Source organism: Mycobacterium canetti CIPT 140010059 (assembly GCF_000253375.1).
Classification (GTDB): Bacteria; Actinomycetota; Actinomycetes; order Mycobacteriales; family Mycobacteriaceae; genus Mycobacterium; species Mycobacterium tuberculosis.
On record NC_015848.1, the window covers coordinates 3,348,104 to 3,360,888 of the forward strand.

The window sequence follows — 12,785 nt, forward strand, 5'->3', positions numbered from 1 at the left end:
CGCCGTCGCCGGGCTAGGCATGGACCGACACTTCCGCGGCGGCGGGTTCGACAACCTGCGACGTCGGATCACCGGATTCCGTTGGGCGGCTGCCAGACATTTGCTGGGCGACATACTCGGCGACCGCAGTGGGAGTGGGATGATCGAAAATCACGGTAGGTGGCAGCGTCAGTCCGGTGGCGGTTTTGAGGCGGTTGCGTAACTCCACAGCCGTTAATGAGTCGAAACCGAGGTCGCCGAATTCGGTGTCGGGGTCGACGTCCTCGGCGGAGGGCCTACCCAGCACTGCCGCTGCCTGCAGACACACCAGCCCCACTAGCAGCTCGAGTTGTTCGTCCGCGGCCAGCCCGTGTAGGCGTTGAGCCAGCGCCGACTTCGACGAGGTGGCGTCACCGGTGTCGTCGATTTGGCGTCGGCGTGGGCGGCGCGCGAGCCCGCTGAACAGCGCCGGCAACGCACCGGCCTGGGCCCGGGCGTCTAGTGCAGCCCGGTCCAAGAGCGTGGCCACCGCCAGAGGGTGATCGATGGCCAGCGCAGCGTCAAACAATTCCACCGCTTCGGCAGGGCTCATCGGAGCCAGCCCGCTGCGGCTCATGCGGGCCAGATCTCGGCTGCTCAAATGCGCGGTCATGCCGCCAGGCTGTTCCCACAAACCCCACGCCAGTGATATCCCGGCCAACCCTGCGGCCTGCCGGTGAGCGGCCAACCCGTCCAGAAACGCGTTTGCCGCCGAGTAGTTGCCCTGCCCCGGCGAGCCGACCGTGGCCGCGATCGATGAGCACAGCGCAAACATCGACAAATCCAGGTCACTGGTGGCCTGGTGCAGGTTCCACGCCGCGTCCACCTTGGCCCGCAACACCGTATCAATGCGGTCCGGTGTCAACGAGGTGATCACTGCGTCATCGAGCACGCCGGCGGCATGAATCACCCCGCGCACCGGCGGGTACTCCCGCGACAGCTGGGCAAACAACCCCGCTACCGCAGCGCGATCGGCCACGTCACAGGCCACCACCTGCACCTTGGCGCCGGCCTCCGTCAAGTCGGCGGCCAATTCGGCCGCTCCCTCCGCGCGATCGCCCCGCCGACTGGCCAACACCAGATGACGCACCCCATAGGCGCCAACCAGGTGGCGGGCCAACACCCCACCAACCGCCCCGGTGGCACCGGTGATCACCACCGTGCCGTCGGCAAGCCGGTCGGCCAACGCCGAGGGCATGGTTAAGACAACCTTGCCGATATGGCGGGCCTGGCTCATGAACCGGAAGGCCGCCGGGGCGCAGCGCACATCCCACGTGGTGACCGGTAGCCGGTGCAGCTCCTGGGTGTCGAACAGCTCCCGCACCTCGGCCAACATCTCCTGCATGCGTGCCGGGCCGGCCTCCGACAGGTCGAACGCCCGATACTGCACGCCGGGATAATTAGCGGCGATCTCCTGCGCATCGCGGATATCCGTCTTGCCCATCTCGAGGAAACGCCCACCGCGGACCAGTAAGCGCAGCGACGCATCCACGAACTCACCGGCCAGCGAGTCGAGCACCACATCAACCCCGCGGCCCTCGGTGACCGCCAGGAACTTCTCCTCGAACTCGCATGTGCGGGAATCGCCGATATGGTCGTCGTCAAACCCCATGGCGCGCAGCGTGTCCCACTTGCCACGGCTGGCGGTGACGAAAACCTCCACGCCCCACTGGCGAGCCAGCTGCACAGCCGCCATGCCCACACCGCCGGTACCGGCATGGATCAGCACCGATTCGCCCGCCTTGATCTCGGCTAAATCGGCCAACCCGTACCAGGCCGTCAAGAACACCACCGGCACAGCGGCTGCCTGAGCAAACGACCAGCCTTGCGGCACCCGGGTAACCAGTTGCTGATCCACCACCGCCAGCGGACCGGCCCCGCCCAGGAATCCCATCACGGCGTCACCGACGGCAAGATCGGTCACTTCGGGACCGGTCTCAAGCACCACCCCGGCGCCTTCGGCACCCAGCGGTGGGGCCTGGCCGGGATACATCCCTAGGGCGGCCACCACATCGCGGAAGTTGACCCCGACGGCCGCCACCGCCACGCGCACCTGCCCCGCCTGTAGCGGTGCCTGTACCTCCGGGCAGGGCTGGATCACCAAATCCTCCAGGGTCCCGCCACCACCGGCGGCCAATCGCCACGCCGACTCTGCCGCCGGTAACGCTAGCAACGCCGGGGCCGGGGACAGCCGGGGGGCGTGCACAGTGCCGCCGCGCACCAGCAGCTGGGGTTCCCCGACGCCGGCTAGCACCGAGGCATCCACCGCCGCATCGGTGTCGATCAACACGATCCGGCCGGGATTTTCGGCCTGCGCGGAACGCGCCATGCCCCACACCGCGGCGGCGGCCAGGTCGCTGATGTCCTCGCCAGCCAGCCCCACGCCACCATGGGTCAACACCACCAACGTGGCCGCCCGATCCGCGCCGAGCCAGGACTGCAACACCTCCAGGGCGGTGTGGGTGGCCGCATACACCGAGCCCACCACCGAGGATGCTTGGCCACCGGCAGACTCGAGTTCCCACACCACGACACTGGCGTCACCATCACTGCCGGCGCAAAAGTCCGCCCAAGACACCGGGGCAGGTGGGGCGGACCCGTTAGCGCCGCCGCTGACCACCGAGATCGGCGACCACACCACTTCCAGCGGCCCCTGATCGGACGCACCGCCGGCCGCGGTCACGGCGGCGCGCAGCTGTTCTGCGGTTATCGGGCGAGTAACCAGCGAGCGCACCGTCAACACCGGCAGCCCAGTGGCGTCGCAGACGTCCACGGAAATCGCATCCGCGCCCACGGACGCGAAGCGGGCCCGCACCCGTCCAGCGCCGCCGGCATGCAGCGACACCCCACGCCAGCAAAACGGCAGTCTCGTCTCGGTGCTCGCCTGGGTCTTCTCGACGGCCAGCCCGAGGGCATGCAGCACCGCGTCCAACACCGCCGGATGCATCCCCATTCGGTCGACGGCCACGCCGGCCTCGCCGGGGGCTACAACTTCGGCGAACAGCTCCGACCCCCGCCGCCAGATCGCCACCAGACCCTGAAACGCGGGGCCGTAGGCATAACCGCGCTCGGCCAACTGCGCATAGCCGTCCGAGATATCCACACTCTCCGCGCCCTCGGGCGGCCACACGGACAAATCCATCGGCGTCTCAGCGGCAGCCACCCCCAGCATGCCTTCGGCGTTCAGCAACCAACCCTGGGATTGATCACCGCGGGAATACACCGACACCGCACGGTGCCCGGATTCATCGGCAGCCCCGACGACCACCTGCACCTGAACCCCGACACCCGGGTGCATCACCAACGGTGCGGCCAGCACCAACTCTTCGATGAGCGCGCACCCGACCTCATCACCGGCGCGGATCACCAACTCCACAAAACCCGCCCCGGGGAACAGCACCACCCCGTTCACCACGTGGTCGGCCAGCCACGGCTGATCCGCAAGCGACAACCGGCCGGTCAGCACCACCTCGTCAGAATCGGGCCGCTCGACCACCGCACCCAACAAGGCATGCTCGGTCGCGCCCAGACCCAACCCGGCCGCATCGGCGGGCCCATCCGCGCCCGGCGTCTCCCAAAACCGCCGTCGCTGAAACGCATACGTGGGCAGCTGCACCCGCCGTCCACCCGAGCCGGCGAACACCGCCGACCACTGCACCGGCACACCGGTGGTGAACACCTGACCGGCAGCACCGAGCGCCGAGGCCAGCTCGGGCCGGTCTTTGCCCAGCATCGACACCACCATCGCCTCACCCGGGGCCAAGGACTGCTCGATCGAGCCAGTCAAACCACTTCCCGGGCCGGCCTCGATGAAGTGGGTCGCCCCAAGGGTCTGCAAATGACGCGCACTGTCCGCGAAGCGCACCGGCCGACGAACGTGGTCCACCCAGTACTGCGCCGACCCGAAATCAGGGCCGGCCAACTCGCCCGTCACGTTCGACACCAGCCCAAGCTGGGGCTCGCGTGCCTGCACCCGGGCCGCGACACGCGCGAACTCCTCGAGCATCGGCTCCATCAACGGCGAATGAAACGCATGCGAGACCGCCAACTGGTGCACCCGCCGACCCTGCGCGGCGAACCGATCCGCAATCGCATTTGCCGCGGCCTGCGCACCGGAGATCACCACCGATTCGGGCGCGTTGATCGCAGCGATCCCCACACCCTCACCCAGCAGCGGCTCCACCTCGTCCTCACTGGCAGCCACCGCCACCATCGCACCGCCTGCCGGCAGCGCCTGCATCAACCGGCCCCGCGCCACCACCAGCATCGCCGCGTCCGCCAACGTCAACACACCGGCCGCGTGCGCCGCCGCCAGCTCTCCAACGGAGTGACCCATGACGAAGTCCGGAAGCACACCCCAATCCCGCAACACCGCGAACGATGCCACCTCCACCGCGAACAACGCGGGCTGAGCAAATTCGGTGCTGTCAAGCAAATCCGCATCGGCACCCCAAATAACGTCGCGCAGCGGCAACCGCAGATGCCGGTCCAACTCGTCGGCCACCGCATCGAATGCCTGCGCAAACACGGGCAACTCGCCGTACAACTCGCGGCCCATCCCGATGCGCTGCGCGCCCTGCCCAGGAAACACGACCACCGTCTTGCCCACCGACCCTGGCTGACCGACCGCCACGCCGGCACCCGGCTCGCCCGCCGCGAGCCCAGCCAGCCCGGCAATCAGTTGCTCACGGCTTGCGCCGACCACCACCGCTCGGTGCTCAAACACCGAGCGACTGGCCAACGAGCACCCCACATCGATCGGATCCAGCCCTGGGTTGGCCTGCACGTGGGCCATAAGTCGACCCGCCTGCGCCGTCAACGCCTCAGCCGATCTCGCCGAAATCACCCACGGCACCATCGACGGCCGCGGCCCGCGGCCCCCGGTGCTTTCGCTCGCCTCAACCGGCGCCTCTGCGGGGGCTGGTACGGGGGCCTCTTCCAAGATCAGATGCGCGTTGGTGCCGCTGATCCCAAAGGAGGACACCGCCGCCCGGCGCGGACGCCCGTCAACCGACCACTCCCTGGCCTCGGTCAACACCGACACCGCGCCGCTGGTCCAATCCACCCGCGGGGAAGGCTCATCCACATGCAACGTCGCCGGCATCACCCCATGACGCATCGCCTGCACCATCTTGATCACCCCGGCGACCCCCGCGGCGGCCTGGGTGTGGCCCATGTTCGACTTGATTGAGCCCACCCACAGCGGCTGCTCCGCTGGACGTCCCTGCCCGTAGGTGGACAGCAATGCCTGCGCTTCGATGGGATCACCCAACGTGGTGGCGGTCCCGTGTGCCTCCACCACGTCTACGTCTGCGGCGGACAACCCGGCGTTGGCCAACGCCGCCTGGATCACTCGCTGCTGGGCGAGCCCATTGGGCGCGGTCAGCCCATTGGACGCACCATCCTGGTTGACCGCGCTCCCCCGCACCACCGCCAGCACCGAATGCCCCAACCGCCGGGCGTCCGATAGCCGCTCCAGCACAACCACCCCGGCGCCCTCGCCCCACCCCGTGCCGTCGGCCGCGGCCGCAAACGCCTTACATCGCCCATCGGCAGCCAACCCCCGCTGCCGGGAAAACCCCACAAAAATCGACGGCAGCCCCATCACCGTCACCCCACCGGCCAACGCCAAATCACACTCCCCGGAGCGCAATGACGACATCGCCCAATGGATCGCCACCAACGACGACGAACAAGCGGTATCCACTGACACCGCCGGGCCCTGCAGCCCCAATACGTACGACACACGTCCCGAGGCCACGCTGATTGACGTGCCGGTCAACCCGTACCCTTGCAGCCCCCCGGTATCCCTATTGCCGTAACTCGCCGCGAAAATGCCGGTGTACACCCCGGTCGCCGAACCACGCAACGACAACGGGTCAATCCCCGCGTGCTCCAACGCCTCCCACGAAACCTCCAGCATCAACCGCTGCTGAGGATCCATCGCCAACACTTCACTAGGAGCGATGCCGAAGAACCCGGCGTCAAAGCCGGTGGCGTCGTCTAGAAATGCCCCCCATCGCGTGTAGGTTTTGCCCTCAGCGTCGGGATCCGGATCGTATAGCCCCTCAACATCCCAGCCCCGATCGGTCGGAAACTCCGACACCACGTCGCGCCCCGCCGAAACGACATCCCAGAGTCCGTCCGGGCCATCCACGCCGCCCGGAAATCGGCAGCCGATTCCCACCACCGCCACCGGTTCTGTCGCGCGTTGCTCATATTCACGCAGCCGAGCGCGTGTCTCATCGAGCTCGACAGCAACCTTCTTTAGGTAGTGGAAAAGCTTTTCGCTCTGCTGGTCGGCACCTTCAACGCTCATCGTCCGTTGCTCCTCTATCACTTCCCAAGTTCGGAATCGATTAGCTGGAAAATTTCGTCGGGAGTCGAAGCAGCCTGGATCAGCTTGCCCAGGCCCGCCTCGCTGCCGGCAATGGTGCCCAGCAGGGCACGCAAACGGTCGGCCACCCGCTGCTTCTCGCCGTCGGCGATGACGGCCACCAGCTCTTCGACCTTGTTCAACTGCTCTTCGATTGCCCAAAGACCCGTCGCGCCGCTATTCACCGGACCGGCTGATTTCAATCGACCATGCCCGCCGGCCAGTTCGGCCTCCAAATACTGGGCTAATCCCGATATCGACCCGTAGTCCCACCCAACCGTCTCGGGTAACCGCAGGCCGGTAACTGCCGCCAATCGCTTGCACAGCGTGACTGTCATTTGCGAGTCAAAACCCAGCTCCGAGAAGGCGAGATCCTGATCGACCGACCAAGGATCTGGCTCACCTAACATCTTCGCGGCCTCGGCGCATACGGCATCCACCACCAGTCGCTGACGTTCTTGCCGCAAGGCGACCAACCGCTCGCGAAGAGTCGCCCCGCCGTCGTTTCCTCCAGCGATCGTCATGTTGGACGCCGACAGGTCATCACGCTGCGCCCGCACGCCGGACCCAGGTTCAGTCAACGAGAGTTCCCAAATCGGTTTGGTTGGACTCTGCTTGCGCAGGGCGCCACGCACCAATTTCCCGTTCGGGGTTCGAGGGAGTCGATCAACAACGGCAAACCTATGCGGCACCTTGAACGCAGACAGTCGGTTGAGCAATCCGCGGTGAAGGTCTCGCATGACCGACCCATCGATGGTGGCACCGCTGGTCGCAACCAGAAAAGCCTGCAGTGTCGACGCGCCCGTGGACTCCCTTACCGCGACAACCGCGGCCTCAGCCACGGCGTCGTCCTCGATGATGAGCCGCTCGACCTCACGCGGATCAACGTTGACCCCTCCGATAACCTCGGTGTCGTCGGCGCGGCAGCGGTAGGTAACCCACCCGTCGCTGTCGATACACACCCTGTCCCGCGTGTCGAGCCAACCCTCATTCGCGACGGGGGAATCAGGCCGATTCCAATAGCCCTTAGCGATCGCCGGTCCGCGGACCCATAGGTCGCCCTCAACCCCAGGCCCGGCAGTTGTTCCATCCGGCGCTACAACACGAATCTCGTAGGGCGGCAGCACCCTTCCCAGCGTCCCCAGGCGCCATTCGTCAACCCGATTCGATACGAACGTCTGCCCGACCTCCGTAGATCCAATGCCGTCCAGAATGGGGATGCCGCCAAAGAATTCCATGAGCCGCTCGGCAAGACCCAGCTCAAGGGCCTCCCCGGCTGACACCACACATCGAAGCGAACGGAAGGAATCAGGAGTACATGAGTCGATGACTCTGGCAAAGAAATTTGGCACACCGTAGAGCACCGATGGCCCAAATCGCGCGCTTAGAATGGCCGCTGCTTCTGGAGTTACCGGCGCCGAATTAATGACCGCGGAACCACCTGTCGCGAGTGGAAACCAGACCGAATTTCCTAGGCCATAAGCAAAATACATGCGTGCACTACATAGCCCAGTATCTTCAGGAGTGAGCCGCAAGGCTTTACGACACATAGCGTCCACGAACGTCAACGGGTCGGCGTGCCGATGAATCGCCGCCTTCGGCGGACCCGTGGTACCAGACGTATACGTAGCGTATGCGAGTGCGTCACCACCCACCGGTTCGTAGCCTCCAGGCGCGCCTCGAGCCGCCTCGGACATGAGTTCCGCGGCTTCGGCCACCCGCGACGGCTGAAACCGATCGCGCAGCGCATCCGAGGTGACGACAAGCGCCGGTTCCGTGTTGCGTTCGGCCAACGCATGGTCGTCGCGATGCAGCTCCGGATTCGCTAGAAACGCCATAACCCCACGAGCCAGGCACGCCAGCAATAGCTGCACCAGGTCCGGCGAATCCGGCAGGCACAACAGAACCCGATCACCACTGGATAGTCCGCGGTTTCTCAGCACTTCCCCAAGACGTGCGGCACCGTCGTGGATTTGACCATGAGTCACCACATCGGCCGCATAGAAGGCCGGCCGGTCGTACCATCCCGCCTCCGATGCCTGCTCAGCCAGGAGCCCCGCTAGATTCCCATTCCGCATTTATTGGATGACCGCCCTAGCGCGCCAGAGTGATGGCATTTGAAAACTGCCAGCGATCAGGTTCTTCATGCGGAGCATCTCGAAATACGCTTCGTAGAAAGTGCTCCGTCACCACCATGATCGGCTGGCCTCCGGAAATAACGCGATAACGGCGGGCAACGGCTCTCTTTCGGGAATTCTGATACCCGTGGAGCGCGAGCCAACCTGGCAAATCTCCGACCCAGACTTTAGCCTCTTCCTTGAAGGTCTCGATGTGGCTGGCTGCCATAACCTCGCCGAGAGGATCGTTTGTCTGCGTCAACCTTGTTATAATTGCAGCCGGCAACCGATCAATCGCAATCAACGACTCCGCGGCTACAAATAAGTGTTCCGAGTTCCGACCTTTAAGTATGATGTACCGCTGCAGAACACGGCCGACCCCCACCTGCCCTAGCTGCTCGAATTCGGATAGCTTCGGTGAAACATCGTGAATCCGCTGCTTGACGATTTGCACGATCACCTCATCGTCAGCGACAATGTTGAGCACCCTAGTGAGGGTGCCATTAGCTGCTATCAGTATTCGAAGGTCACGATTGAGCTTTCGGATCTCTTGATCAGATAGAAAACACTCGGTCATATTCTTCCCCCACATACATGCGCTGTTATGCCATAGCATCTAGGCGGCTGAATTCGTGATGCAGGTAACGCTCAACGCTGGCCGAACGCCGAACCTTACCGCTGGTGGTGACCGGAATAGAACCCGGCGCCACCATAACGACATCCGCGACGCGCAGACGATGTGACCTGGATATCGCGGAGGCGACTTCACGTTTGACGGTGCGGAGTCGATTCTTTTCCTCCTCATCTGTGCGACCCCGCTTCATGAGTTCGATAATGGTTACCAGCTTTTCAGTACGGTCATCGGGCACCGCAATCGCCACAACCCGGCCGCCGGTGATTTCCTGGATCGTCGCCTCGATGTCTTCCGGATAGTGGTTGGCCCCATCCACCACCAACAGCTCCTTGATGCGACCCGTGATGAACAGTTCGCCCTCGAAAATGACGCCGAGGTCTCCGGTCCGCAGCCACGGACCTTCCGAAGTCCCGGGCGAGGGAGTGACGAGCCGCGCGCGGAACGTCGCCTCCGTCTGCTGCGGGTTGCGCCAGTAGCCCAAGCCGACGTTGTCTCCCTGCACCCAGATTTCGCCAACCGTCCCCGCGGGATTCTCCATCCTGGTTTCGGGGTCGACGATCCGCACGGTTGACGCCCGGGGAGCTCCATAACTCACCAGGTTGGCTCCCTCGCTGCCGTTCTCGGTACGCTTCGCCTGACCGACCGACAGCTGCTGGTAGTCAAAGCAAACACTCTTCGGCGCGCGTCCCGGTCCGGCGGTCGCCACGTACACCGTCGCCTCCGCGAGCCCATATGACGGCCGGATTGCCGTCTCGCTGAGGTTGAACGGGGCGAACCGCTCGGTGAAGCGCCGCAGCGTCGCGACGTTTACTCGTTCGGCGCCGGTGACGATCGTCCGCACATGCCCGAGGTCAAGTCCAGCCATATCGTCGTCGGATGTTCTGCGTACCGCCAATTCGAAACCGAAATTCGGTGCGCTGGAAATCTGTGCGCGGTGTTTGGCTAATAATTGCATCCAACGGGCCGGCCGCTGCAAGAATGCCATGGGACTCATCAACACCGCGGTGTCTTGATTGATCATCGGGAGAATGATGCCCAGCATCAACCCCATGTCGTGATAGAACGGCAGCCACGATACGGGAGTTGACGGAACCTTTTCCGAATCCCCGATGTAATCGGACATTAGCTGTACGCAGTTGGTGATGACATTCTTGTGCGAGAGGACAACACCGGCCGGCGCGCGGGTCGAACCGGATGTGTACTGTAGATATGCTGTGCTCGGACGCTCGAACCGAGTCGGATCGAGCGCTCTGGATGAGCTCAAGTCCAGAGCGTCCACAGCCACGACGATGGGCGCGGACTGGCCCTGTGCGGCGCACGCATGTGGCGCATATGTCGTGACCTCGTCAATAACCGACGAGGTCGTAAGAATAATGGACGGCGCAGAGTCTCGTAATGCCGAAGATATTCGTTCGTCGTGAATGCCGAATTGTGGCACCGGAAGAGGAACCGCGATGAGACCAGCCTGCAGCACACCCATAAAGGCGATGATGTATTCAAGGCCCTGCGGGGCCAATATCGCGACCCGATCGCCGCTTGATGCGTATATCCAGAGCTCCTCTGCCACGATCATCGCTCGCCGGTGGACTTGCCACCACGTCACGGTTTCGGTGAAGCCAGCCGGATCCGTGTCATAGTCAATGAACTTGTACGCCGCGCGATTGGGGTACTGGCTCGCCGCCTTCTGTAGGAGATCAGCGAGCGACGACTCGCTCATAGCGAATCGCGATGTGCTCCCGTTCAGCGGTTGTGCCGCTTGCTCACCGGTGCCCCATGCCGGTTGTGTCGCCACCTCGCCCGCGGCATGAAATGACGAGTTGGTTTTCATGGTCTTCCTTCAGCTATGGACGGCAGAGAGCAGACGGCTGCGCTGCCGCTTTCATACGAATCCGAGTCGGCGCATAGCGTCTGTACCTTGCCCGGGCTCGCGACGCGATTCGTTAAGGTCTCACGACCATAGCAGGTACGGGCCACACCCGAGGGCCTAATGGGATTGACGGAATCGTCAGCCGCGGCGTCAGCGCTGGCTGCAGCCCCATTCGCGAAACACACCGTTGGGCTGGCTTCGCTAAGCCTAATGAGCACCGTCTTCGATGTCGACCTGCTGATCGTGCCGGAGCGAATTCGCCAGCGCCGTGCGATTCGTTCGATCCGGTCGCGACGGGTGGCACCCGCAGAGCGCTGTCAGACCCCACAGGTCACAGTTCAGAGACCGCAACCGACTGATCCCGCCGGTACACCGTGCCCCCACCAACACGAATCACGGCAAGCCCGTTGCGGCGAGGCCGAACCGAGTAACCGCTGATCAATGGCCTGACCTCAAGTCAGCTGAACGTGCGCACGGCTGACCTGTGGGCACTCTGGGAAATTCACATCGAGTTCCAAGCTCGACACGCCGAAATCGCCTGCCGCACGCCGCGATTGGCACGCCAGCCGCTGGGCCGGCTTACCCCATCTTCGCGAGAGTGGCGCAAATCATAGCTTCTTGAGCCCGCGCAAAACCTTGGCGTGCGGCAGGACAGCCGTCACCGTCTTGCGCAGGCTGGGGTTAACCAAACTGCCGTTGATCAGCACAACGTAGCGCAGCCCGTGATCTCGCCATTCCGCTACTTGATCGATGACTTCGTCAGGGGTTCCACTGAAGACGACTTCTTTCATAAGCGCAGCCGGGACCTTGGCCGCGTAGGACAAAACCGTCTGTTTGTCCATGGTTTGCGGGATGATGTCCTGCACACCGGAGAAGTCGGCTCCCATTGGATGCTCGACGCCGTGACGCGCCCAGGCTTCCCCAGGTACCCCGAGCGCGGTCATCTTCACAACGACAGATTCCAGCGCCTCTTCCACGTCGTCGCGATTCCGTCCAGTGATGATGCCGCGCACCGCCGCCGGAGTAATCGACATTGGGTCGCGTCCGGCGTCGGACGCCGCGCTGCGCACCGCTTCGAGTGCGCGACTGTAGTCGCTGGGACGAACCACAACAATGGGAATCCAGGCATCGGCGTAACGTCCGGTGGCCCGTAACATCCGCGGCCCGTGGGCCGCGACCCAGATTTCGGGCCATTTCCCACGGTATGGCGGAAGGTCGAACAAGGCGTTATGTAACGGAAAGTATGGCGATTCACGTGAGACAAGCTCCCCGTTTGAATTCCACAACGCGCGAATGGTGGCCAGGGCTTCTTCGAACCGCGCCACCGGTTTGGTCCACTCCACACCGTAGGGCTCGTTGCCTTCACGTTCCCCGACACCGATACCCAATATGGCTCGGCCTCGGGTAAGCAACTGCAAAGTCGCGGCAGCCTGGGCTGTGACCGCTGGATTGCGCCGACCTGCATCGGTCACGCACACGCCCAGTCGCAGACGGCTGGGCAACCCGAAGGCGAGGTTTCCAAGCATCGTCCACGGTTCGTAATTGGCATCGATCTTGGGCACGAATTTCGCCGCAATTCCGAGATATTCGGAAGTCGCAATCGAGCGCGGCACCAGCGCATTCAGATGGTCGCCGACCCAATACGAGTCGGCGCCCATCACGGTGGCGGCCGCCATGCTAGACCGTGCCGGCAGGGTCGGCGGCAACCGCGAGTGCACGAGGGCATCAACAAAACCGAAACGAAGTCCGCCCACGCCTACCCCTTGTCTACTG

General features: G+C 64.1%; 5 protein-coding genes. All 5 read right to left on the bottom strand.

Annotated features, from left to right (window positions below; all coding sequences use genetic code 11):
- Positions 1 to 13: 13 nt before the first annotated feature.
- The 5 genes from MCAN_RS15590 to MCAN_RS15610 all read right to left on the bottom strand — a co-directional run bounded on the left by MCAN_RS15590 (position 14) and on the right by MCAN_RS15610 (position 12,766).
- On the bottom strand, positions 14 to 6,337 hold the full coding sequence (locus MCAN_RS15590; RefSeq protein WP_041180293.1) for a type I polyketide synthase: 6,324 nt from the start codon (positions 6,335 to 6,337) through the stop codon (positions 14 to 16).
- Between the two features lie 17 nt (positions 6,338 to 6,354).
- A complete protein-coding gene (locus MCAN_RS15595) occupies positions 6,355 to 8,472 on the bottom strand; it encodes a p-hydroxybenzoic acid--AMP ligase FadD22 (protein WP_014001501.1) in 2,118 nt (705 codons plus the stop codon).
- Positions 8,473 to 8,488: 16 nt separating this feature from the next.
- Entirely contained in the window at positions 8,489 to 9,088 is a 600-nt protein-coding gene (locus MCAN_RS15600) for a chorismate--pyruvate lyase family protein (protein ID WP_003414887.1), read from the bottom strand.
- 25 nt (positions 9,089 to 9,113) lie between these two features.
- Positions 9,114 to 10,862 carry a 4-hydroxyphenylalkanoate adenylyltransferase FadD29 gene (fadD29, locus tag MCAN_RS15605; RefSeq protein ID WP_010950805.1) on the bottom strand — a complete coding sequence of 583 codons (1,749 nt, stop codon included), beginning with the start codon at positions 10,860 to 10,862 and terminating at the stop codon, positions 9,114 to 9,116.
- A gap of 758 nt (positions 10,863 to 11,620) precedes the next feature.
- A complete protein-coding gene (locus MCAN_RS15610; protein WP_014001502.1) occupies positions 11,621 to 12,766 on the bottom strand; it encodes a phthiodiolone/phenolphthiodiolone dimycocerosates ketoreductase in 1,146 nt (381 codons plus the stop codon).
- Between the last annotated feature and the right edge of the window lie 19 nt (positions 12,767 to 12,785).

Excerpts from the sequence above, each read along its gene's own strand:
- MCAN_RS15590 (WP_041180293.1), bottom strand. The coding sequence starts at position 6,337 with ATGAGCGTTGAAGGTGCCGACCAGCAGAGCGAAAAGCTTTTCCACTAC.
- MCAN_RS15595 (WP_014001501.1), bottom strand. The coding sequence starts at position 8,472 with ATGCGGAATGGGAATCTAGCGGGGCTCCTGGCTGAGCAGGCATCGGAG.
- MCAN_RS15600 (WP_003414887.1), bottom strand. The coding sequence starts at position 9,088 with ATGACCGAGTGTTTTCTATCTGATCAAGAGATCCGAAAGCTCAATCGT.
- fadD29 (WP_010950805.1), bottom strand. The coding sequence starts at position 10,862 with ATGAGCGAGTCGTCGCTCGCTGATCTCCTACAGAAGGCGGCGAGCCAG.